Genomic DNA, 22,602 nt, shown 5'->3' on the forward strand with positions numbered 1-22,602 from the left:
CCGCCGCCATCCCGCTGATACAGGGATGTCCGATACCGTCGTCTCATCACAGGTTTCGCCGCGCCGCGCCGGCTCGCAGGCGTGGTGGAATGCCGTGAACGCCTGGCTGCTGCTGTTGCCGGCGGCGGTGCTGTTGATCGCGTTCACCCATTACCCGATCCTCGCGACGGTCCGGCATTCGCTGTTCATCACACGCCGCAATGGCACCGAGGTCTTTGTCGGCCTCGACAGTTATCAGGCTATGGCGGCCGACCCGATCTTCTGGAAGGCGCTGGTCAATAATTTCTGGTTCGCGCTCGGCACAGTTCCGACGTCGATCGCGCTGGCGCTGGTCATGGCGATCTGGGTCAATCGCAACATGCGCGGCCGGGGCTTTCTGCGTTTGGCCTATTTTACTCCGACCGTACTGCCGATGATCGCGGTCGCGAACATCTGGCTGTTCTTCTACACCCCGGACTATGGGCTGCTCGATCAGTTGCGCGGAAACTTTGGCCTCGCCGGCTGGAATTGGCTCGGCGATCCCTCGACGGTCATGGGCTGCCTGATCGTCATGGTGATCTGGAAGGAAGCCGGCTTCTTCATGATCTTCTATCTCGCGGCCCTCCAGCAGCTCTCGCCGGATCTCGAAGAGGCTGCGTCCATCGAGGGGGCGAGCCGATGGTACACATTCCGCCGGATCACGTTCCCGCTGCTGATGCCGACCACTCTGTTCGTCGCGATCAACGCGGTCATCAACTCGTTCAAGCTGGTCGATCACCTCGTCATCATGACCAAGGGCGGTCCTAACAACGCCAGCACGCTGTTGCTGTACTACATCTACGAAGTCGCCTTCACGTTCCAGGATTCATCCTACGCGGCGACGTTGACGGTGGTGCTTCTGGTGCTGCTGAGCGCCGTCGCGCTGATCAAGTTCGGCTATCTCGATCGCAGGATCCACTATCAATGAGAGGCCGGACACATCCCATCGAGGCTGTCGCCGCGTGGCTTCTGGCGCTGATCTGGCTCGCGCCGCTGGCCTATGCCTTCTGGAGCGCACTGCATCCGGCCGCCTATGCAACGTCGTTCAGCTTGTCCGCACCCTGGACGCTGGAGAACTTTGCCCGCGCCTGGAAGCAGGCGCCGTTCGCCCGCTACTACCTCAATACGATAGTGCTGGTGACGCTGGTTCTGGTCGGGCAACTCATCCTGTCGACGCTGGCGGCCTATGCGTTTGCACGCTTCAAGTTCAAGGGCAGCGGCATCGCCTTCGCGCTTGTCTTGTTACAATTGATGATCATGCCCGACGTGCTGATCGTCGAGAATTATCGCGCGATTGCCAAGCTCGGCCTGCTGGACACAATCCCTGCGATTGCGTTGCCTTATCTCGCCAGCGCCTTCGGCATCTTCCTGCTTCGGCAGACCTTTAAAAGCGTCCCTCAGGAACTCGTCGATGCGGCCCGGGTCGAAGGGTCCGGACCATTAGGGATTCTCTGGCGGGTCTATGTCCCGCTGGCGCGTCCGACCTACGTTGCATTCGGCCTCGTGTCGGTCAGCTACCACTGGAACAATTTCCTGTGGCCGCTGATCGTGACGAACTCTGTCGAAGCGCGCCCGCTCACCGTGGGCCTTGCGGTGTTCGGCGCGCCGGAGACCGGCGTGGACTGGTCGGTCATCACGGCGGCAACGGTGATGACCATGGCACCGCTGCTGATCGCGTTCCTGCTTTTCCAGCGGCAGTTCGTCCAATCCTTCATGCGCGCGGGAATTCGTTGATGCGGCTTCTTACCTGGAATATTCAGTGCGGCAAGGGTTGCGACGGCGTTACTGATCTGGCGAGGATCGTCGAGGTCGCAAGGGACACGGTGGATGCCGACGTCTTCTGCTTCCAGGAGGTGAGTTCAAACTTCTCCAGGCACGACGGGGGAGTGGATCAGAGTGCAGAGCTCGCCGCGCTGCTGCCGGGCTACATGGCGATATTTCGGCCTGCGATCGAGACCGTCGATCAGACGGGCCAACTGCATCGATTCGGCAACATGACGCTATCGCGCCTGCCGGTCGTGCAGATCAATAACCACATCCTGCCGTGGCCTGGCGCAGGCACGGTGCGCAGCATGCGGCGCCATGCCCTGGAAGTAACGGTCCAGGCTGCGTTTGGTGCGATCCGTATCGTCAATACCCATCTCGAATATTATTCGGTCGCCCAGCGGGAGGCGCAGATCAAGCGTTTGCTGGACCTGCAAGAGGATGCATCGATCAGTCCCAAGGCACCGACCGGACGGCCCGTCGAGCCCTATGAAAGTCAGACGGTCGCCGCGTCCAGCCTGATGTGCGGCGATTTCAATTGTGACGTTGCCGATCCCCAGCACGCCATGATCGATCGATCGAATCGGCCGGGCCTCAACTATCGCGATGCCTGGACGGCTCGTCGTCCAGACCGGCAGCGGTCGCCGACCTGCGGGCTATACGATCACGCGCAATGGACAGCAGGACCTGATTGCCGAGATTTTATTTTCGTGACGGAGGATTTGGCGAGCCGTGTCCTTGGCGTCGATGTTAATGGCAAGACAGATGCTTCCGATCATCAGCCGCTTTTCGTCGAATTGGCGGATTAAGATGGGCGGATTCGAGGGGCTGTTGCGCGCCTCGCGCAGCTGAAGGTCATCTGAATTCGGGCCTCGGCGCGCGACTATTGTCGAGCGGCGATGGCCGTGATCTCGAGTCTGACGCCCGGACCGAGATCGGCCACGCCGATTGCGGCGCGCGCCGGCAGATGAGCTTCTGCAAAATGCGCCTTCCAGGCCGCATTGAACTCTGCCTTCTCCTTGAGGTTGGTCATGTAGATGGTCACCTGCAAGACGTTGGTCAGATCGGATCCGAGGGTCTTCAGCAGCTGCGCCAGCTGCCCGAGCACGTCGTTCGCCTGGCCCGACATATCGAGGCTCGTGTCCTCGGGGACGATCCCACCGATGTAAAGCACGCCATTATGCTCGACCGCTTCGTGGAGCAGACCTTCGTAGGGCAAGACGCGCTTGATCATGATGAGACCGATCTTGCTGTGGGACGGGCGGCATATCGCACATTTCAATGTCACTGTCGTTGCAAGAGATTTCGCACAAGGCTGACCAAAAGACGGACCGCGCGACTTTGACTGCAGCAGAGTAAGGCATTGAAAATAAAAGCGTAAATGGGTCGAAGAATCGCCGTCGTTGGTTCCCCCGAAACGTTCGCCAAGCTGTCCTTGCACGAGCACCCGGCATTTTCGCCGGCCCTGAACCCGACGACATCGAAGAGCGGATCGCTATACTACCAACCGAATTCACCGGTTCGGCCGCGACCGGAACAAGGATCAGACGATGGACGATACGATTGGCTTCCCCGACCCCGGCCTCGACCTGTCCGACGGCTTCAAGCCGCACACTTCGCATTGGGGCGTGTTCTCGGCGCGCCAAAGCGAAGCCGGGCTCGAGGTCAGGGCCTATGCGGGTGATCCCGATCCGAACGGCATCATCGACAATTTCCCCGGCGCGCTGCGTCACCAGGCCCGCATCACCCAACCCGCGATCCGCCGCGGCTGGCTCGAACGCGGTCCCGGTCCCGACGATCGGCGCGGCCGCGACGAATTCGTCTCCGTCAGCTGGGAGAAGGCGCTCGATCTGCTCGGCGACGAGCTGGCACGCATCCGTGACACGCGCGGCCCCGGCGCGGTGTTCGGCGGCTCCTATGGCTGGTCGAGCGCGGGCCGCTTCCACCACGCCCAGAGCCAGGTGCATCGCTTCCTCAACATCGCCTTGGGCGGCTATGTGCGTTCGGTGAATTCCTATTCCTCCGGCGCGTCCTCGGTGCTGCTGCCGCAGATCCTTTGCGGCTACGAGGACATCACCAAGCGCAATGTCACCTGGGAACAGATCGCTGCCGACACCGAGATCGTGCTGGCGTTCGGCGGCATGGCGCTGAAGAACTCGATGGTCGCCGGCGGTTCGATCAGCAAGCATGTCGAGCGCGGCGCGATGGAGGCTGCGCACCGGCGCGGCTGCGAGTTCATCCTGGTCAGTCCGTTGCGTGAAGACCTGCCTGTCGAGGCCGGCGCCGAATGGATGACATGCGTGCCCGGCACCGACACCGCGCTGATGCTCGGCATTGTTCATACCCTGGTCGCGGAAAACCTCCACGACCAGGCTTTCCTCGATCGCTACACCGAGGGCTGGCCCGTCTTCCTGCGCTATCTCACTGGCGATAGCGACGGCCAAGCCAAGGACGCCGAATGGGCCGCAGCGATCTGCGGCGTCGATGCGGACAGGATTCGGCAGCTCGCGCGCCGGCTCGCCGGCAAGCGCGCACTCATCACCGTCTCCCATTCGCTCCAGCGCGCCGAGCATGGCGAGCAGCCGGTGTGGATGGGCATGGTGCTGGCGGCGGCGCTCGGCCAGATCGGCCTTCCCGGCGGCGGCTACGCCTATTCGTTGGGTGCGATCGGTTATTACGGCCGCCGCGTCAACGACGTGCCGGGGCCGACGCTGGGGCAGGGCCGCAACGCTGTCCGCGATTTCATTCCGGTGGCGCGCATCGCCGACATGCTGCTCAACCCTGGAAGCACCTATCGCTACAATGGCGAGACGCGCACCTATCCGGACATCCGCCTCGTCTACTGGGCTGGCGGCAATCCCTTCCATCACCACCAGGATATCAACCGCCTGCGCAAGGCGTTTGCGAAAGTCGACACGCTGGTCGTGCACGAGCTCGCCTGGACTGCCACGGCCCGGCATGCCGATATCGTGCTGCCCTCGACGATGACGCTCGAGCGCGAAGACATCGGATATTCCAGCAACGATCCCCTGATGGTCGCGATGCACCGGATCGCCGAGCCGTTCGGCCTTGCGCGTGACGACTACGAGATCTTTGCCGATCTCGCCGACCGGCTCGGCGCGCGCGAACCCTTCACCGAGGGGCGTACGTCACGTCAGTGGCTCGAATATCTTTATGAGCCGACCCGTGCTTCGCTCGAAGCGCGTGGTTTGCAGGCCCCGAGCTTCGAAGAATTCTGGCAGCGCGGCAGCCTGGTCGTGCCGCAGCAGCCCGACGACGGCGGCCGGCTGCGCCGCTTCCGCGACGATCCCGTCAATCACGCTCTGCCGACGCCGAGCGGCCGCATCGAGATATTCTCGCAAAAGATCGCGGGCCATGGCGATGCGGATTGTCCCGGTCATCCGGTCTGGCTCGACAAGACCGATATGCCGACGCCCGGCGCACCGTGCTTCCTGGTCGCCAACCAGCCGGTGACGCGCCTGCACAGCCAGCTCGATTTCGGCGGACATTCGCTTGCCGCAAAACATCGCGGCCGCGAGGTCGCGCGCATGAATCCGCGCGACGCCGAGGCGCGCGCTATCAAGGACCGCGACATCATCCGTCTGTTCAACGAACGCGGCGCCTGTCTCGCCGCGGTCCACGTCACCGACGAAATCGCGCCGGGAATCGTGCAGCTCCCGACCGGCGCCTGGTACGACCCGATGGACCCCGAAGAGGACGCGCCGCTCTGCGTGCACGGCAACCCGAACGTTCTTACCCGCGACATCGGCACCTCGTCCTTCGCGCAGGGCTGCACCGGCCAGCTCACGACGGTCGAGGTCGAGAAGTTCACCGGCAATCTGCCCCCGATCCGGGCGTTCGATCCGGTGTAGGTCCATGAAGAAAAAGAGGCCGCCCTGTGTGGGTGCAGGGGCGGCCCCGAGTGACTCGCGGGCCCGGGAGGAGGAGGGCGCGAGCCTGTGCGCTACGCGGCTGCGCTGATCCAGTCGCTCTCCAGAGAACGACGGCGCGGCGGCAGCGCTTGCATCTCGTGCCGTTGTCCCTTGCTGGCGAGGCGCCAGCGTGCCGGAGACTGATCGCTGATGCGCTTGAAGACGGTCGAAAAATGCGCCTGCGTGCTGAAGCCGACGGCAAGCGCGATCTCGGCCAGCGGCCGCTCTGTGGTCGCGAGCAGCGTCTTGGCATGCTCGACCCGGTGATTGAGCAGATACTCGCGGGGACGGTAACCGGTCGCAGCGCGGAATTGCGCCGCGAAGTGCATTCTTGACAGGCCGGCGACATCAGCGAGCTCGGACAGGCTGATGCGGCGGTGGAAATGATCGGCGACATATTGCTCGACGCGCCGCAGCCGCCATTTCGGCAAGGCATTGACCCTGGCGCGCGGCGATTCCAATCGGGTGAGATGCATCGCAAGGGTCTGGCCGATGCAGCGCGTAAACTGGTGGTCCGCGGCGTCGCCGTGTTCGATTAGTGTCTTGGCAAGCTCCGCAGCGAGCGGGTCGCGCAACAGGACGAGGTCATTCAGTCCGTCGGTCCCGGAAAATTGCGCCGGAAAATGATCCGTGGAGATGTGAAAGTGCAGGAAGGCGCATGGCGACTGGAATTGCGCGCCAAGGCGCTTCGACGGCGCGGTGAGATACAGCGTGCCCGCAGGCATGGTGCCGTCGAAAATGATCTGGCGCTCCCGGGTCAATTTGGCGCGCGTCGTCTTCAGGGCGATGCCGACGAAGTAACAATCCTGAGGTGTCGTCGCGTCGTGCGACGACGTGCTCCGCGCGTCTTCCCATCGCGAGATCGCGACGTCCTCGACGGCAGCCTCGGGGCCGCGATCGATCTGACGCCAATGGCTCTCCCGAGTGATCGCCTGGGTTGCTCGGGGGATCTCGCGATCCTCCGGGCTGGCCGGAAGATCGATCCAGGAATGCGCCGCCTGCAAATTGGTCAACATCGCTCGTCCTCTCCCGGGTTTGCCGCTGCTTGCGACCGGCAAGCGCGCCAAACCCACGTTTCCATGCTGAAACGATAGGCGTGAGCTGGCCAGGAAGCCCGTTAGGGGTGATTAGGATCTGTTAGTTTTTGTGGGGGCGCATCAGGTGTGCGGCAGCTCGTCGCAGGAAGCCGCCCGAGCTGCTCCGTCTGCGGCGAGAGCTCGAGGCCGTTAGCGGCAATCTCGAAGCGGCCGATGCGGATCTTGTCACGTCGGTTGAGCTCGCCGAACAACAGGGCGCATTGTCCTGGAGGCTGCGAGCCGAGATGTCGCTGGCGCGGCTTCGGATTCGGCAGGGTGTGCAGAATTCCCTCGAACAGCTCGCCAAAACCTATGCCCGGTTCTCGGAAGGGTTCGAGACCGCCGATCTCAGGGCGGCACAGCGCATACTGAACGAGCCTACTGCCTGAAGCACGCGGGATCGGCTTGCCCTTCAAGGCGGCGAGCGGCGCGTTCGCGGTCGGACCAGACGAGTGCGGGTTCTGGCCCGTGATCAGGAGGCGGTCGCTGACGACGCGCGGCGTCCAGTTGGCCCTCTTCGAGAAGGTGGCGCCGAGGCGCAGCATCTCGTCTTCGACCAGGAACGGCACCACCTTGGTGAGGCCGACCGCCTCTTCTTCGCCGTTGGTGAAGCCGGTCACCTCGTTGCCCTCGACCAGCGGCTTGCCGTCCGGCGTCTTGACGTGGCGCAGCGCCGCTGGCGAATGACAGACGATCGCCACATGCTTGCTGGCGGCAAAGAACGACTCGATGTCGCGCGGGCCGCTACTCGAAAACGGCGTCGAAGATCTCGACGTCCATCAGCACGGGCTTGGCGACCACGGTTCCGTCGGGCCGCAGCGTCTGCGCACGTCGAAGCGTCGGCACCACGATGCCGCCGAAGCTGTCATGAGCCCAGGAATAATGCGCGACTTTCATCCCGAACAGATCGTGATCGTTTCGCCGTTGCAACGCGTTCTCGTCGAAATAGAAGATCTGCTCGGGCGCGAGCGTGATCAGGCTCGGCGGGAACTGCGCCCGCAGCCGCCGCCATGACTCCGTGTTCTCCTGCCACGGTGGCAGTTCCTCCACCACCACATCGGGATGGGCGAGCAGGAATGGATTGGTCAGATAATTCCAGATCGCGACGCCGCAGAAGAAGACGAGGTGCAGTTCGTCCGCAAGCGCAGGCGAGCCGACCTCGGTGAACGCAAGGCTCGGGTTACGCCAGGTCCGCAGCACCTCACCCTCCAGGCTCTCGATCGTGATCGCATCGGGTTGAAAGGATCCGGAGTGTTCGCCGCCGGTGATGCCGGTAAAGCGGACCGATTGCGTCCGGGTCGAACCTTCCGCCGTCACGTCTTTGAATTCCCTGGCATGTCCTGCGTTGGAGAACAGCGTTCCGCTGACGGAAAGGTGGAGCGTGAACCGGTTCAAGCTGTTCCAGCGGGCCAAACCGCCGCTGGCATCAATTACATCGTCAAGAAGCGCCATGTCCCGCCATATCCACCATGAAGTGCCACCACCATGGCGGGGCGGACGCGGCTTGGCGTGTTAGAAGTTGTTAGGAGTTGCGAGCGGATATTCTTGCGGTATCCCGTTGAAGATACTCTCAATTCAGGCCGCCCAGGAGCTCCCTCGCGGCGACCAGATCGCGGCTCTGGAGGCCCTCCCGGTACCGCGCGACGAGAGGGGTGAGCAGGGCGCGTGCGTCGACGGCCTTGCCGGCCCCCTCCCAGAGGCGGCCGAGGCTGATCGCTGCGCGGAGCTCCCAGCCGATCGCGCCTTGCCGCCGCGCCAGATCGAGCGATTTGTCCAGATAGCTCTCGGCCTCCGCAGCGTTACCCGACCGCGCAAGGATGTCGCCCTTGATCCTGAGCATCTCCGGCATATCGAAGGATTCGCCGTGATCGGGGATCTGGGCGATGGCCTCGTTGATCGTCTGCAACGCTTCGCCGGCCTGGTTCTGGGAGGCGAGGCCCTCGGCGAGCGCCGTCGCAAACACCGTCGTCATGATCCGGTGTCGCGTCGCGTACAGCGTGGCCTGGCTGCGGCGAAGGTGCTCGATGCCGCCCGCGACGTCGCCGCGGCGAAGCAGCAGCTCACCCTTCTGGCCGATGCCGACCGCGTGATAGGGGCCGAGGAAGTGCCGCGCGGAATGCTCGATCAGCCGCTCGATCAGGATTTCGGCATTGGCCCAGTCGCCGACCCAGAGGAACACGTAGATCGTCCAGATCAGGGAAATACCGAGAGTGAGCGGCTGTTCGAGCAACTCGGCCTCGCGAACGGTGTATCTGGCCGCCTCGATCGCACGATCGGGCCGGCCTGTGAGCCAAAGCCCGCGCGCCAGCGCCACCAGTGCGACAATGCGGTCGTCATAGCCGAGATGCCCGATATTCAGCCGCTGCGAGCCGGGATTGTGCACCATCGCGCTCTCGCAGAACTGCACCGCCTTGTCCTGGTTGCCGATCAAATGATGTGCGACGCCCAGCATCCATTCGACGTTCAGCGTGCTGGCGGAATCGTTCAGCTTCCGCGCGACGCTTTCGCTCTGTTCGCCGGTCCCGAGCGCGCCGTGAAAATCTCCGACCCTGGTCAGGTAGATGTGCAATCCCCGCAGCAGCCAGAGCTGCCAATGCAAATCCTCGAGCTCCCGGGCAAGCTGGAGACTGCGCGTGAATGCCGACCGGACCGTTTCGGTGTTGCCCTGCGTGAACATCGCGGAGACGCCGAGCGCTGCCTGCAACGTCATTTCATGGCGGCTGTCGATCGAATTCGTATCGAGAGGGACAAGTGCCTGCTGCGTCCAGCGATAGCACTCCGTCAGCAATGTCAGTTCGAGGAAGAACTGGGCCGCCGACGCTGCCAGATCCACGCCGATCGTTCGGTCTCCGCCCTCGGAAAAACTCCAGGTCAGTGCCGCCCGGACATTGGGCAGGTGGTCGGCATAGGGAAGGAAGCCGCCCGCCGTCTGCATGCCCGTGGATTTGAGCGCAATGTCGCGCAGGAAGTCGCGGTAATATTCGGCGTGGCCGCGCGCGGCGCCGCCAGCTTCCCCGTTCTCGACAAGCTTGTCCGCGACGAAGGCGCGCGTCGTGTCCAGCAGGCGATAGCGCAGCCGCCGCTCCGCAGGCGAGGTCGCGATCAGCGATTTGGAGAGCAGATTCGAGACCGCTTCGACGGCTTCCGGCTCGCCGATGCCCTGACAGGAGGCGACCGAAAGCGCGGCTTCCAGGGTGAACGGCCCGACGAACACCGACAATCCACGCAGCGTTGCGCTTTCGGCTGCCGGCAGCAAATCGTAGCTCCAGGCGAGCGCTGCGCTCAGGGTCTGGTGCCGCGGGACAGCGGTGCGCCGCCCGCGCCACAGCAGCGAGAAGCGGCTGTCCAGCAGCGAGGCTGTTCCGGCAATGCCATAGGCGTTCACACGCCCGGCCGCGAGCTCGATCGCGAGCGCAATGCCGTCCAGCCGCCGGCAGATATCGGCAACGAGCGGCGCATCTTCCTCGCTGAGCTCGAAATCGCCCATGCTCTCGGCAATGCGCTCCACGAAGAGCTGGCTTGCGGGATAGGCAAGGATGTCGGCGATACCGAGTCCGTCGCGCTGTGGCGGGCAATCCAGCGGAAACAGCCGATGGACCCGCTCACCTTCAGTGCGGAAGGATTCGCGGCTGGTGGCGAGAATATGCAGCTCGGGCGCTTCCCGCACGATCCGCTCGGCCAGGGGGGCGAGGTCGTCGAGGATGTGCTCGCAGCTGTCGAAGACCAGCAGCATCCGCCGGCTGCGCAGGAACGTCAGCAGCCCGGGCCTCGGGTCGTCGGAATTGACGGTCAGGCCCAGTGCGGCCGCAATCGTTCCGGGAACGAGCCGGGCCTCCGTCAGTGCGCCGAAATCGACGAAACACACCTGGCCGTCGAATGCCTGGAGCTCGCCATGCGCGACGGCCAGTGCGACCGAGGTCTTGCCGATCCCGCCTGGGCCGACGATCGTGACGAAACGATGCTGCGCCAGCTCGGCGGAAATTCTCTCGACCGCATCGTCCCGCCCGATCATCTTCGCGCGCGGCGAGGGCAGCGAGCGAGGTGAAGCCGCGGGCAGGCTGATCCGGCTCTCCAACGGGGCAGCCCGGAGCAGCGGGGCCGCGAAACAATAACCGCGTCCGGGGACGTTGACGACGTAGCGGGCGCCTTCGCCGGCATCGCCCAACGCCTTGCGCAGCGTCGTGATGTGGAAGCGCAGGCTGCCTTCATCGACGTTCACGTCGGCCCAGATGCGCTTGATCAACTCCCGCTTGTCCACCACCTCGCCGGCGCGCTCGGCGAGAAAAACCAGGATGTCGAGCGCACGGCCGCCGAGGTGAACCGGGGCGCCGTCCTTCTCGAGCAGCCGCGACTTTGCGAACAGCCGGAATGGACCGAAAGCAATGGCCGAATCCTGATCGTTAGTGTCCGGCACGGGCCAATGATTCCAGTGAAAGGGCTGACATCCGCACTTTGATCTACCAGAAGGAAACCCCGAGTAAACTGGTCGAAAGTGGCGAAATCGCGTGGCGGCTGCAATTGGCCGGTTGCGCGACAATCCGTAGCAAATTTTGCTCAAACGCAGCATTTGCGAAGTGATCGGGACAATTCGGCAGCGTGCTTGGCCGCCGAACTGACAGTTCGGAGTCCGACCGTCGTACCGCCGATCATAACAAAAACTTGCAACGTCTAACGAGCAAAGCGCGCGAACTGCATCCAGTATGGCCTCCGAGTTACGCGCTATTTGCAACGGGGAGGCTATGATGTCCGGTATCGGTGCTCGGCCGAACGACCATGTCGTTCAATCTCAATTTGTCGCCAGTCTTGAGGATCAGTCGCGTGACTGGGAACTGGTGCTGCGGGAATCCCACCATCGGATGAAGAACACGCTGACACTGCTGGGTGCGTCAGTTCGCCGCGATTTCACGCGGGCAGGCACCCGGGACGTGTCGCTTGCCGCGGACCGGCTCGAGCGGCGCATCGTCGCCTTCGGCAGGCTCTATCAACTCTTGTCCGACAATGGCGGGCATACGGCGATCCCGGTCGAGGCCTTCTTCGAAAACCTGTGCGCAGCGATTTTCGAGGCCGTGCTGGAGCCGGCGGGCATCCGCTGCGAGGCTGCCATCGCAAGCGGGACGCTGCCCGCATCGCAATGTCATAGGCTCGCGCTGATGCTGACGGAGCTGGTGACGAATGCGGCAAAGCATGCCTTCACCAACAAGAAGGATGCACTGATCCGCATGGACATGGCCGTTCGCGACGGCGCCTGGTTCTGCACGGTGGCCGATAATGGAATCGGCGCGACCGGGCCGCTTCAGGGCACCGGCAGCCGGATTCTCGAAGGACTCGCACGCAGCATTCGCGCTCGGCTGCACGGCGAGGCGGGAGAGGGCGGCACACGCGTGACCATCGTGATGCCGATCGCCGCTTGAAGCTCGTTTTAAATTCAACTCAGGGAGTTCGAACATGGCTACTAGGGAAATCGAACGCGACGCCGCGGCCAAGGGTTCTGAATCTCGCGGCGTTGATATGAGGCTCGAGGTGGTCGTGATCCCCGTGTCGGATGTCGACCGCGCCAAGGCGTTCTACACGCGTCTCGGCTGGCGACTGGACGCCGATTTTGCCTCCAGCGATGACTGGCGCGTGATCCAGTTCACGCCGCCGGGCTCGGCCTGCTCGGTGATCTTCGGCAGGAACGTGACGGCGGCGGCGCCCGGCTCGGTGCGGGGCCTGTACCTGATCGTCTCCGATCTGGAGGCGGCCCAACAGGATCTGCTCGACCGCGGCATCGAGGTCAGTGCTCCGTTCCACGGTGCCGGCGATCTTCACGCCGGCCACGACGAGCCATATTTGTTCGGCAGCGTTCGGGTCAATGGTGCTGACCCGAAGCGCGGCAGCTACAGCTCGTTTGCCGCGTTCAGCGATCCCGACGGCAATGGCTGGCTGTTTCAGGAGATCACCACGCGCCTGCCCGGACGCATCGCGGGCGACGGCACGACATTCGCTTCGCAGGCTGCGCTGGCCGCGGCACTGCGCCGCGCGGCGGCGGCCCATGGCGAGCACGAAAAGCGGACCGGCGGGCACGACGCGAACTGGGCCGATTGGTACGCCGACTATGTCGTCCGCGAACAGGCCGGCGAGCCGCTCCCGTCCTGAGTTGCAGCGAACGTAGCTCCTGGCTTGGCCGACACGGCGCGCGATGGCCTGGTCGTCGCGCGCCGTGTCGCATTGGTCTTGCGCGTATCGTCGTCTTCGCCCGCCTTGCATCGCGCGGACTCGCAACGGCTAACGCTCTCTAACAATCCATAACGAGCAAATGGCCGGTGCCTGGGTCAGTGTGTGGACAACGAACCGACGCGTCCATTTTGAATTCGGTCAGCGTCACCGACCACAGCAAGGGAGATCCAATATGACCAACCAAGCACGCACCGACATTCTCAATCCCGACCGCCGTCAACTGCTGACCCAGGCCGCGATGACCGCTGTTGCCGCAAGCGTATCGAGCTTGCTGCCGCTGCATCCGGCGAAGGCCGCTGCAAGCGGCGCCATCCGGCCGTTCCAGGTCAACGTGCCCGAGGAGGATCTGCTGGACCTCCGTCGTCGTCTCGCCGCAACGCGCTGGCCCGACCGCGAGATCGTCGCCGACCAGTCGCAGGGCGTGCAGCTGACGACGGTGCAGCAGCTCGTGCGCTACTGGCAGGACGGTTACGACTGGCGCAAGATGGAGGCGCGGCTGAACGCCTTGCCGCAATTCGTCACCGAGATCGACGGCGTCGACATCCACTTCATTCACGTCCGCTCCCGCCACGAAAACGCGCTGCCGATGATCGTCACGCATGGCTGGCCGGGCTCGATCATCGAGCAGATGAAGATCGTCGGCCCGCTCACCGATCCCACCGCACATGGCGCGAAGGCGGCGGACGCCTTCGATCTCGTGATCCCTTCGCTGCCCGGGCACGGTTTCTCCGGCAAGCCGACGGAACTGGGCTGGGACCCGCAGCGCGTCGCGCGCGCCTGGATCGTGCTGATGAAGCGCCTTGGCTACACCCGCTACGTGGCCCAGGGCGGCGATTGGGGCAACGCGATCACAGAGCAGATGGCGGTGATCGCGCCGCCGGAGTTGCTTGGTATTCACACGAATATGCCCGCGACGGTTCCTGACGAGATCGCCAAAGCGCTTCAGCCCGGCGGATCGCAGCCGTCCAACCTCTCGGCTGACGAGCGCTACGCCTACGATCAGCTCGACGATTTCTACAAGCACGGTCTCGGCTATGCGATCGAGATGGCGAACCGGCCCCAGACGCTCTATGGCCTCGTGGATTCGCCGGCAGGTCTCGCATCCTGGATGCTCGATCACGATGCGCGCAGCACTGCGATGATCGCGCGAGTGTTCGACGGCAAGACGGAAGGGCTGTCGCGAGACGACGTGATCGACAACATCACGCTCTACTGGCTCACCAACACCGCGGTTTCGTCGGCGCGACTGTACTGGGAGAACAAGCTGGTGTTCTTCGAGCCGAAGCACGTGAAGATCCCGGTCGCCGTCAGCGTCTTCCCGGACGAGATCTACGCCGCGCCGCGCAGCTGGACGGAAAAGGCCTATCCGAAGCTGATGCACTACAACCGCCTCGACAAGGGCGGCCACTTCGCGGCCTGGGAGCAGCCCGTGCTGTTCTCTGCAGAAATGCGCACCGCGTTCCGCCCGCTACGTCAGTCGATCTGAACGAGCAGGGACGCGCATTCCGCGCGTCCCTGCTTGCCCCAACATCAGGAATCACAATCATGAATCGTCCCGAACGAAATTTCACGACCGACGAGATTCGCCTGGAGCGCCGCTTGCCGTCGTACTGGCGCGTCACCTTCGACATGCCGCCTGTGAATATTTTCGGCCCGAAGCAGCTCCCGCGGCTGGGCGACATCATCACTGAGATCGAGACCGATCCCGAGGTGAAGGTCGTGGTGTTCGACAGCGCCGTCGAAGGCTTCTTCATCACGCACTACGACTTCCTCGCGCCGCTGGAGGATTCCTTGAAAATCCCGCCCGGACCGACCGGCCTCGAGGCATTGCCTGATATGCTGGTGCGTCTCAGCCGCGCGCCGGTGGTCTCGATCGCCTCGATCAGGGGCCGCGCGACCGGCGTCGGCAGCGAGCTGGCGCTCGCGAGCGACATGCGCTTTGCCAGCCGCCAGAAGGCGATCTTGTCGCAATGGGAAGTTGGCGCGGGCCTCGTGCCTGGCGGCGGCCCGATGGCGCGGCTGCCGCGCCTGATGGGCCGTGGCCGCGCGCTCGAAGTCCTGCTGGGCGCCGACGACATCCACGGCGATCTCGCCGAACGTTACGGCTATGTGAACCGGTCGTTGCCGGATGCCGAGCTCGACGGCTTCATCGAAGCGCTGGCCATGCGCATGGCGTCCTTTGACAAGGAAGCCATTGCCGAGACCAAGCGTCTCGTCGACGTCGCGAGCCTGCCGCCGGATGTCGAGATCAAGCCGGAATGGGACGCGTTCCTGGCCTCGCTCGGCCGCCCCGCAAGCCAGACCCGCATCAAGGCGCTGATGTCGCGCGGCTTCCACCGCGCCGGCGACGTCGAGAACCGGCTGGGCTTCCACGTCGGACAGATCGGCAGCTAAAGCGTTTTCGAGCGAAGTGGATACCGGTTCGCGTCAAGAAAACGCGCCAAAACAATAATCCAGAGCGCCGTTCCGATTCCATCGGAACGGGGCTGTGACGGAACCGCTGCGGCGCTCGACCGGTTGGAGAGGCGACAGGCGGTAATGCCAATGTCGCCTTCCTCCGGTGCGGAGCGCCGGAGCCAAACCAAGCAAGGAGAGATGACATGATCCGCAAGGCAAAAGCAGTTTGGAAGGGCACCGGCCGCGATGGCACTGGTCAGCTATCGAGCGAATCCGGCGTGCTCGCCGAGACGCCCTATTCGTTCAAGACCCGCTTCGAGAGCGAGAAGGGCACCAATCCCGAGGAATTGATCGCGGCGGCCCATGCCGGCTGTTTCACCATGGCTCTGGCCTTCGGCCTGCAGCTCGCCGGCTTCACGCCGGACGAACTCTCGACAGAAGCCGCGGTCACGCTCGAGCCCGAAGGCAAAGGCTTCAAGATTGGCAAGTCGGCCCTGACGCTGCGCGCGAAAGTGCCGAACCTCAACGAGGCGGACTTTGCCCGCATCGCCGGAGAGGCCGAGAAGAACTGTCCGGTATCGAAGGTGCTCAACGCCGAGATCACGCTCGACGCCAAACTGACGTAGGGCGCGCTCAATTTATGTCCATCTGGTTCTGGTTGGGAAGCTGAGCTCGTCGAAGCTTGGCCTCCACGAGAGGAACCGGATGGACAAATGCCCCGCTTTCGGCTGGGCCGCCAAAAGCATAGTATGCGACGGATGCAGAACGGACAGACCGATCAATTGGGAGTGGAGATATGACAACGGAACGCGCAGTTTTGGCCGGAGGTTGCTTCTGGGGCATGCAGGATCTGATCCGCAGGCAGCCCGGCGTGATCTCGACTCGCGTCGGCTACACCGGCGGCGCGGTGAAGAACGCCACCTACCGCAATCATGAAGGACATGCCGAAGCGATCGAGATCGTCTTCGATCCCGCCAAGACCAGCTTCCGGACCATGCTGGAGTTCTTCTTCCAGATCCACGATCCGACCACGTTCAACCGTCAGGGCAACGATTTGGGCACGAGCTACCGCTCGGCGATCTTTTATACGAGCGACGAACAGAAGCGGACCGCTGAAGACGCGATTGCTGACGTCGAGGCGTCCGGCTTGTGGCCCGGCAAGGTGGTGACGGAGGTCGCGCCGGCCGGAGATTTCTGGGAAGCCGAGCCGGAGCATCAGGATTATCTCGAACGTTACCCTGACGGCTACACCTGCCATTTCATCCGGCCCGACTGGAAGCTGCCGCGGCGCGCGACGGCTGCGGGAGGCTGAGCCCGTCGTAGCGCAGTCAGCGCGTACGGTCAGGTTCGCAATTGCGCGATCAGGTCGCGCGCGATGCGCATATCGGCGAAGTCTGAGCCCTCGGCAAAGGCCCCGCGGACATTGTCGAGAACGGCCAGAGCGTTCGCGCTCTGGCCGGCCCCGACCATGGTTCGCGCGAGGCTGATCGCGCATCGCAGCTCCCAGAAGCGCGCGCCTTGCTGGACGGCAATGCCCATGGCCTCGCGAAAATGGGCCTCGGCGTCCCCTGCGTACCGCGCGCTCCTGAGCATCAATTCACCCTTGATACGGGTCAGCTCCGGCAGATACCAGAGTTCCTGCCGGTTGTTGCAGCGGGTCAGGACATCCTCGATCACGTCGAGGCCGCGATCGACCTGGTCGGCCTCCAAAAAGCATGCGGCGAGCTCGCCGAGCAGGGGAAGAAACCGTGGCAGGAAGCGCGCATCGCCGGCGCGATTGAGCTCTTCACTCAACAGCGGCAGTCCCGTCGCGACGTCGCCTCGCTTGACGATAACCGCGGCGTTGAAGGCACGTGCCCACAGCCCCCACAGCCGGATCGCGTGGCGATCGGTATGTTCGAGCAGCTCAGTGCCGTGACGCTCCGCGGCGTCGAAATCGCCGGCCCAGTACGTGATCGGGCAGGCGGCCTGTCCCAACACGCTACAGAAGGTCAGCGCGTGGCCGTTGGCGCGGCCTTCCTCGATGTTTCTGGCGGTGAGAGCCTGGGCCTGATCGGCCAGGCCCTGAAGCCACAGAATGCGGGCCCGAAAATATTGCGTGGATATCCTGAGGTCGAGCGGGAAGATTTTCGGCTTCTCCGCCAGCACATGCAGCGATGCATTGACCCGGTCGATGCGCAGCCGTGCCTCGTTCTGGTCCCCGAGATAGTGCAGCGCGACGGCCGTCAGCCGATCGCCCAGCATGACATCGGTCCTGTCGGGCGAGTTCGCCGCGGCGTTCGCAAAGCGATCGGCGAGCGTACGGGCCTTGCCGAACTGTCCGTTGTTGAACTGGTCGATGCACAAGCCCCAGAGCGCGCGCAGCCGGAAATCCTTGTCGTCGAGCCTGTCGGCCAGCTCGAGGGTCGTCTCGAGGATCGGCCGCGCCTCGCGCGCGCGGCCCTCGCCATACATCAGCGACCAGCCGAGCGCCGACAGGAGCTGCATGCGGATGCGGTTTTCCTCGGCGGTGTCTCCGAGCGCTGCGAGCGCCGTTCTGCTGCGCTCACGGCATTCGGCGAACAACGAAAGACGCACCCACAGCGTGACCGCGGCCGCCGTCAGCGCGATACCGAGTGTCGCCTCGCCGTCGGGGCCGAAGGCCCAGTCCAACGCCGCGCGCACATTATCCAGCTCCGCGCCATAGATGCTCAGCCATTCGGGCAGCGGCGTCGAATTGTCGGCCGCCGCGCGCCCGAAGAAATCGCGAAAATGTTCGGCGTGGCGGCGCGCGAACTGCCTGGTTTCGCCGAGCTCGTTGAGTTTTCCGTGCGCATAGGTGCGCGTGGTGTCGAGCAGGCGATAACGCAGCGTCCGCGAGCCGGACGGCGAGATCAGCGACTTGGTCACTAGGCTGTCGATCGCTTCGAGAGTCTCCGATGCGGTGACGCCGTCACCGGACGCGACGGCGGCAGCCGCCTCCGGCGCGAAAGGTCCGGCGAAGACCGACAGGCGTCGTAGCGTAGCGCTCTCCGCAGCGGGCAGAAGATCGTAGCTCCAGTCGAGAGCCGCGGCGAGGGTCTGGTGCCGCGGCACGGCGGTGCGCCGCCCGCGCCATTGCAGCGAAAAGCGGCTGTCGAGCAGGGATGCCGTGCCGGCGATGCCGTAAGCATTGACGCGGCCCGCCGCGAGCTCGATCGCCAGCGCGATGCCGTCGAGACGCCGGCAGATGTTTGCGACGAGGGGCGCCTCTTCCGCGCTGAGCTGGAACGGACCCGAACTCTGCGCGATACGCTCCACGAAGAGTTGAGCGGCGGGGTAGGCAAGCACCTCGGCGACAGCAAGCCCTTCGCGCTCGGGCGGACAATCCAGCGGGAATAGCCGGAAAATCCGCTCGCCTTCGCTCCGGAACGATTCGCGGCTGGTTGCGAGAACACGAAGCTGCGGCGCCTCGCGAACGATGCGCTCGACCAGCGGCGCCAGATTATCCAGCACATGTTCGCAACTGTCGAAGATCAGCAGGGCCGGGCCGGTCTTCAGAAATGTCAGCAGGGCCGGCGTCGGATCCTCCGCACTGATGGTCAGTCCGAGCGCCGAAGCAATGGTGGTAGCGATGTGGCTGGCATCCCTCAGCGGGCCGAAATCGACAAAGAAGACACGTCCGCCGAAATCCTGGGAGCGGCGATGCCCGACGGTGACGGCGACCGCGGTCTTGCCGATGCCGCCCGGTCCGACCACGGTCATGAAGCGATAGAGCGAAAGTCCGTTCGAGATTTTCTCGATGACGTCTTCCCGGCCGACCATCTTGGTAAGCTGAGCGGGCAGAGAGTGGGGAGCAGCGATTTCGGCCGGGGGAGGGGCGGCCGGCGGGGCCGGTTGAGCGAACGAGGCGACAAAGCAATAGCCACGGCCGGGCACGTTGACGACATAACGGGCCGACTTGCCGGTGTCGCCGAGCGCCTTGCGCAGCGCCGCGATATGGAAGCGCAGGCTGCCCTCGTCGACATTGACGTCAGCCCAAATGCGCTTGACCAGCTCTCTCTTGTCGACGACTTCACCGGGGCGTCCGGCAAGGAAGATCAGAATGTCGAGCGCGCGGCCGCCGACATGAAGCGGCGAGCCCTCCTTCTCCAAGAGCCGGGACTTCGGAAACAGTCGAAATGGCCCAAAGGAAATGGCCGAGTCTTCGTTACGATCTGGCACGCGCCATCGCCCCCTCGAAGGGAGTCAAAAGGTATTTCTTTCTGATCTATCAGAACGAGGCGTACAGTAAACCGGCGGAAAGCAGTGGGCAGGGCTGAAAGCCCTGCGCGGACGGTTTAGGTGGGCTGTAGTGCCAAAATAATGCTTGCAAAGCAAAGAGTTAGGCCCACGTGACTATGCCATGATGCCGGGGCTGATCCGGATGTCGCATTGACTGTGGGCGCGGATTGCTGCGATGGCAGGGCCGGGAGCCGGTCCCGCCACACATTGACTGCCGACTTCCGGAATTTGAACATGCCTTCCTTCACGCGGCGACAATTCGTGCATGCGTTACCGGGCGCAGCAGCGCTAGCTGCGCTTCCCCGCAGCGGACAAGCCGCCGACTACCCGTCTCGTCCCATTCGTCTCGTGCATCCGTACGGGGCCGGCGGAGCGGGGGACCAGATCGGGCGTCCCTGGGTCGACAAGATGTCATCGCTGCTCGGGCCGACCTTCGTCGACTATATCGGCGGTGCCGGCGGCGCGATCGGGACTGCCGCGGTTGCGCGCGAGGAGCCCGACGGCTACTCGCTGCTGCTCGGCAACGGCAGCACGCAGGTCATCATTCCCCTGACCTCGGCAAATCCCGGCTATTCCGTTGACGATTTCCGCGCCATCTACCGTCTGATCAGCACTGCGCTGGTCTTCGCCGTCCATCCGTCGTTGCCTGCCGCAAATCTGCGCGAGTTGATCGCCTACGCAAAGGCCAATCCGGGAAAGCTGTCCTACGGGACGCCCGGCATCGCCACCGGAAACCATCTGGTCGGCGAATCCTTCAAGCAGCAGGCGGGCGCATTGGATATCGTCCACGTGCCCTATCGGGGGATGTCGCAGGCGGCCAACGACCTCGTCAGCGGCCAGATCTCGCTCATCATTGGCGTGATGTCCGTCCAATTGAAGGAGCTGAGCGAGGCCGGGAAGGTCAGGCTGCTGGCGGTCACCACCGAAAGGCGGCTGAGCGGTGCACCGGAGATTCCGACTGCCGTCGAATCCGGCATGCCGGATCTTCGCTATGAGGGATGGTTCGGCATCTTTGCACCCAAGCACACCGACGATGCCATCATCGACCGGATCGCGCAGGCCACGCGGCTGGCCATGTCCGATCCGGCGCTTCTGGCGAGCTATCGCGCCCAGGGCATGGAGCCGGACAACGATTCAAGCCCCGACAAATTCCAGCGCATCGTCGAGGCCACATCCGCAAGCCTGGCGCCCGTGATCAAATCAATCGGGCTGAGCAATTTGTGAGGCCGCTCAGCCGTCTGTGCGCGTAACAATGCGCGCCGACAGCGTGACGAGGCCCATCAGCGCAGCCAGGAGCCAGAACGCCATCGGCAATCCGCCAAGACGTGCGACGAACCCGACACCGGCGGGACCGACGAGGACGCCGGCGTAGCCGGCGGTCGTGATCGCCGCGACGGCGAGCCCCGTGGGCATCACCTTCTGCCTCGCCGCCCGGCGGAACAGCACCGGCACGAGGTTTGATGCGCCGAGGCCGATCAGCAGGAAGCCGCCGACGCCGACCACTGCTACGGGAGCCGTGAGCAGGACCGCGAAGCCCGCGATCGCAATGAGGCTGCCCCAGACCAATGTCGTGCGGTCTCCGATGCGCGCGACGACGGCGTCGCCGCCGAGCCGCCCCATCGTCATTGCGATCGAGAACACGATGTAGCCGATCCCGCCTTGCGCTTCGGAGACGAGGCCCGCGCCGATGACGAGTAGCGCGCCCCAATCGAGCATCGCGCCTTCGACGAGGAAGGTGATGGCGCAAAGCAGCGCGAGCAGGAGCACGGAGCCATGCGGCAGCACGAACAGAGGCCCCTCCTGCACCTGCACGGAGCGAAGCAGGCGCGGCCAGGTCGCCAGCATTGCGATCAGCATCAGGACGGAGCAGATCAGCGTGCAAGCGAGCGCACCGAGTCGCAGCGAGAGCAGCGCGGTCATCAGCGCGGCCCCGGCAAAGCCGCCGATGCTGAACAGCGCGTGGAAGCCGGACATCAGCGGACGTCCCGCGGCGCGTTCCACCTCCACCGCGTGGATGTTCATGGCGACGTCGATGGAGCCGAGCGCGGCGCCGAATGCGAACAGTGCCAGCGCCAGCGTCGCGGGCGCGCTCGCGATTGCCAGCAGGGGCAGGACGAAAGCGAGACCGAGCCCGCCCGCAATGATGATCGGCTTGCTGCCATGGCGTGCGCTCATGATGCCGGTCAGGAGCATCGCGACGACCGAGCCGATGCCGAGGCTGAGCAGGAGCAGTCCGAGGATGCCGTCATCGACGGCGAGCCGCGCCTTCGCGAACGGTACCAGCGGTGCCCAGCACGCGATGCCGAAGCCCGCGACGAGGAAGGCAAGCCTGGTCGCAAGGCGTGTCGCCGGCGTGTCGGCAGAAGGCATGGGAACTCCGGGGGAAGCGGGGCTGGGGTGAATCGACAAGCCCTGCGATTGCCGCGCCTTTATGTCCGCAGCGTGCCCGAATTGTCGCAGGCAGCCGTCGCCAGCTGCAAGTGGACGCGCAAGGCTTTGTGCCCTGTGTCGCTCCCCTGTCAATCCGCCAGCGCGAAAATATTCCACTTTACCGAAATTCGGAATTGGCGTATGTGTCGCCCATCCCGGCTCACCCTTGGGGGCGACCATGTGTCGTGATGGTCGTAGAGCCGGGCTTGCGGTGGACGCGACAGCGTCGGGTGCGAAAGTGCGGGTAGGGCGGATTGCTCTCCGTGAGCCTGAGGCTTCGTGTCGACGAGCGGCGCTGTCAGGTTCGTCTCGCCAGTATTCTTCCGGCAATGTCGACAACGCCGGGAGATAATGCGGCGAGCAGCGAACCGTGCGTACGGCAAAACCGTGTGGTCCTGGCCGTCGTTGCTACGGTCAAGCCTTTGCGGATGCGGCACTTGCGTCAACCGGCGCGGTGTCCGCGACTTTCGTGAAGACGAGGGAGGCCAAAACGAACTCGGCTCCCGGGAGAGCACGGCATAAGCCGT

The 22,602-nt window shown here is 64.2% G+C and carries 17 protein-coding genes and 1 pseudogene; 11 read left to right on the plus strand and 7 right to left on the minus strand.

The features are described from left to right. The first annotated feature begins 25 nt into the window (after positions 1-25). Genes ABIB06_RS07220 through ABIB06_RS07230 form a run of 3 tightly spaced genes read left to right on the plus strand, consistent with a single transcriptional unit; the run spans position 26 to position 2,591 of the window. Positions 26-946, plus strand: a complete 921-nt coding sequence (locus tag ABIB06_RS07220) for a carbohydrate ABC transporter permease (protein ID WP_247353548.1) — start codon at positions 26-28, stop codon at positions 944-946. Then, a complete protein-coding gene (locus ABIB06_RS07225; RefSeq protein WP_247353546.1) occupies positions 943-1,752 on the plus strand; it encodes a carbohydrate ABC transporter permease in 810 nt (269 codons plus the stop codon). The genes ABIB06_RS07220 and ABIB06_RS07225 overlap by 4 nt, the downstream gene beginning before the upstream one ends. Further along, positions 1,752-2,591, plus strand: coding sequence for an endonuclease/exonuclease/phosphatase family protein (locus tag ABIB06_RS07230; RefSeq protein WP_354045336.1), 840 nt, complete (start codon positions 1,752-1,754; stop codon positions 2,589-2,591). The genes ABIB06_RS07225 and ABIB06_RS07230 overlap by 1 nt, the downstream gene beginning before the upstream one ends. A gap of 74 nt (positions 2,592-2,665) precedes the next feature. On the opposite strand, the gene ABIB06_RS07235 is transcribed toward ABIB06_RS07230, so the two are convergent. Continuing rightward, positions 2,666-3,229, minus strand: coding sequence for a RidA family protein (locus ABIB06_RS07235; RefSeq protein ID WP_354045335.1), 564 nt, complete (start codon positions 3,227-3,229; stop codon positions 2,666-2,668). A 103-nt stretch (positions 3,230-3,332) separates the two neighbouring features. Between ABIB06_RS07235 and ABIB06_RS07240 the strand changes: the two genes are divergently transcribed. After that, the gene (locus ABIB06_RS07240) at positions 3,333-5,654 is read left to right on the plus strand and encodes a molybdopterin guanine dinucleotide-containing S/N-oxide reductase (RefSeq protein WP_354045333.1); all 2,322 of its coding nucleotides are present in this window, start codon (positions 3,333-3,335) and stop codon (positions 5,652-5,654) included. A gap of 92 nt (positions 5,655-5,746) precedes the next feature. Here ABIB06_RS07240 and ABIB06_RS07245 read toward each other — a convergent pair whose 3' ends face one another. From ABIB06_RS07245 to ABIB06_RS07260, 4 genes and pseudogenes are all read right to left on the minus strand, one after another. Then, positions 5,747-6,730, minus strand: a complete 984-nt coding sequence (locus tag ABIB06_RS07245; protein ID WP_354045332.1) for a helix-turn-helix domain-containing protein — start codon at positions 6,728-6,730, stop codon at positions 5,747-5,749. 464 nt (positions 6,731-7,194) lie between these two features. Continuing rightward, positions 7,195-7,521, minus strand: a pseudogene (locus ABIB06_RS07250) (type 1 glutamine amidotransferase family protein); the annotation flags it as partial. Positions 7,522-7,534: 13 nt separating this feature from the next. Further along, complete coding sequence (locus tag ABIB06_RS07255; RefSeq protein WP_247353524.1) at positions 7,535-8,242, minus strand: hypothetical protein; 708 nt, start codon at positions 8,240-8,242, stop codon at positions 7,535-7,537. Between the two features lie 118 nt (positions 8,243-8,360). Continuing rightward, complete coding sequence (locus tag ABIB06_RS07260) at positions 8,361-11,204, minus strand: ATP-binding protein (RefSeq protein ID WP_354045330.1); 2,844 nt, start codon at positions 11,202-11,204, stop codon at positions 8,361-8,363. A gap of 328 nt (positions 11,205-11,532) precedes the next feature. On the opposite strand from ABIB06_RS07260, the gene ABIB06_RS07265 reads away from it, so the two are divergent. The 6 genes from ABIB06_RS07265 (at position 11,533) to msrA (ending at position 16,715) form a co-directional block, all read left to right on the plus strand. Next, positions 11,533-12,201, plus strand: a complete 669-nt coding sequence (locus tag ABIB06_RS07265) for a sensor histidine kinase (protein WP_354045328.1) — start codon at positions 11,533-11,535, stop codon at positions 12,199-12,201. Positions 12,202-12,235: 34 nt separating this feature from the next. Continuing rightward, a complete protein-coding gene (locus tag ABIB06_RS07270) occupies positions 12,236-12,925 on the plus strand; it encodes a VOC family protein (protein ID WP_354045327.1) in 690 nt (229 codons plus the stop codon). A 253-nt stretch (positions 12,926-13,178) separates the two neighbouring features. After that, positions 13,179-14,492 carry an epoxide hydrolase family protein gene (locus ABIB06_RS07275; RefSeq protein ID WP_354045325.1) on the plus strand — a complete coding sequence of 438 codons (1,314 nt, stop codon included), beginning with the start codon at positions 13,179-13,181 and terminating at the stop codon, positions 14,490-14,492. Positions 14,493-14,551: 59 nt separating this feature from the next. Next, positions 14,552-15,400 (plus strand): enoyl-CoA hydratase/isomerase family protein, encoded by an 849-nt coding sequence (locus tag ABIB06_RS07280; RefSeq protein ID WP_354045323.1) that lies wholly within the window; start codon positions 14,552-14,554, stop codon positions 15,398-15,400. 206 nt (positions 15,401-15,606) lie between these two features. Further along, a complete protein-coding gene (locus ABIB06_RS07285) occupies positions 15,607-16,029 on the plus strand; it encodes an OsmC family protein (RefSeq protein ID WP_354045322.1) in 423 nt (140 codons plus the stop codon). Positions 16,030-16,199: 170 nt separating this feature from the next. Next, a complete protein-coding gene (gene msrA / locus ABIB06_RS07290; protein ID WP_354045320.1) occupies positions 16,200-16,715 on the plus strand; it encodes a peptide-methionine (S)-S-oxide reductase MsrA in 516 nt (171 codons plus the stop codon). A 29-nt stretch (positions 16,716-16,744) separates the two neighbouring features. On the opposite strand, the gene ABIB06_RS07295 is transcribed toward msrA, so the two are convergent. Beyond that, a complete protein-coding gene (locus tag ABIB06_RS07295) occupies positions 16,745-19,585 on the minus strand; it encodes an ATP-binding protein (RefSeq protein WP_354068667.1) in 2,841 nt (946 codons plus the stop codon). 294 nt (positions 19,586-19,879) lie between these two features. On the opposite strand from ABIB06_RS07295, the gene ABIB06_RS07300 reads away from it, so the two are divergent. Next, a complete protein-coding gene (locus ABIB06_RS07300; RefSeq protein ID WP_354045316.1) occupies positions 19,880-20,869 on the plus strand; it encodes a Bug family tripartite tricarboxylate transporter substrate binding protein in 990 nt (329 codons plus the stop codon). 6 nt (positions 20,870-20,875) lie between these two features. On the opposite strand, the gene ABIB06_RS07305 is transcribed toward ABIB06_RS07300, so the two are convergent. Beyond that, positions 20,876-22,015 carry an MFS transporter gene (locus tag ABIB06_RS07305; protein ID WP_354045314.1) on the minus strand — a complete coding sequence of 380 codons (1,140 nt, stop codon included), beginning with the start codon at positions 22,013-22,015 and terminating at the stop codon, positions 20,876-20,878. Positions 22,016-22,602 lie beyond the last annotated feature (587 nt).

Source organism: Bradyrhizobium sp. LB8.2, from assembly GCF_040548035.1.
Classification (GTDB): Bacteria; Pseudomonadota; Alphaproteobacteria; order Rhizobiales; family Xanthobacteraceae; genus Bradyrhizobium.

Bases quoted from the DNA above. Each gene is read 5' to 3' on its own strand.
- ABIB06_RS07275 (WP_354045325.1), top strand. From the start codon at position 13,179: ATGACCAACCAAGCACGCACCGACATTCTCAATCCCGACCGCCGTCAA.
- ABIB06_RS07285 (WP_354045322.1), top strand. From the start codon at position 15,607: ATGATCCGCAAGGCAAAAGCAGTTTGGAAGGGCACCGGCCGCGATGGC.
- ABIB06_RS07255 (WP_247353524.1), bottom strand. From the start codon at position 8,242: ATGGCGCTTCTTGACGATGTAATTGATGCCAGCGGCGGTTTGGCCCGC.
- msrA (WP_354045320.1), top strand. From the start codon at position 16,200: ATGACAACGGAACGCGCAGTTTTGGCCGGAGGTTGCTTCTGGGGCATG.
- ABIB06_RS07300 (WP_354045316.1), top strand. From the start codon at position 19,880: ATGCCTTCCTTCACGCGGCGACAATTCGTGCATGCGTTACCGGGCGCA.
- ABIB06_RS07230 (WP_354045336.1), top strand. From the start codon at position 1,752: ATGCGGCTTCTTACCTGGAATATTCAGTGCGGCAAGGGTTGCGACGGC.
- ABIB06_RS07280 (WP_354045323.1), top strand. From the start codon at position 14,552: ATGAATCGTCCCGAACGAAATTTCACGACCGACGAGATTCGCCTGGAG.
- ABIB06_RS07225 (WP_247353546.1), top strand. From the start codon at position 943: ATGAGAGGCCGGACACATCCCATCGAGGCTGTCGCCGCGTGGCTTCTG.
- ABIB06_RS07240 (WP_354045333.1), top strand. From the start codon at position 3,333: ATGGACGATACGATTGGCTTCCCCGACCCCGGCCTCGACCTGTCCGAC.
- ABIB06_RS07220 (WP_247353548.1), top strand. From the start codon at position 26: ATGTCCGATACCGTCGTCTCATCACAGGTTTCGCCGCGCCGCGCCGGC.
- ABIB06_RS07265 (WP_354045328.1), top strand. From the start codon at position 11,533: ATGTCCGGTATCGGTGCTCGGCCGAACGACCATGTCGTTCAATCTCAA.
- ABIB06_RS07305 (WP_354045314.1), bottom strand. From the start codon at position 22,015: ATGCCTTCTGCCGACACGCCGGCGACACGCCTTGCGACCAGGCTTGCC.
- ABIB06_RS07270 (WP_354045327.1), top strand. From the start codon at position 12,236: ATGGCTACTAGGGAAATCGAACGCGACGCCGCGGCCAAGGGTTCTGAA.
- ABIB06_RS07245 (WP_354045332.1), bottom strand. From the start codon at position 6,730: ATGTTGACCAATTTGCAGGCGGCGCATTCCTGGATCGATCTTCCGGCC.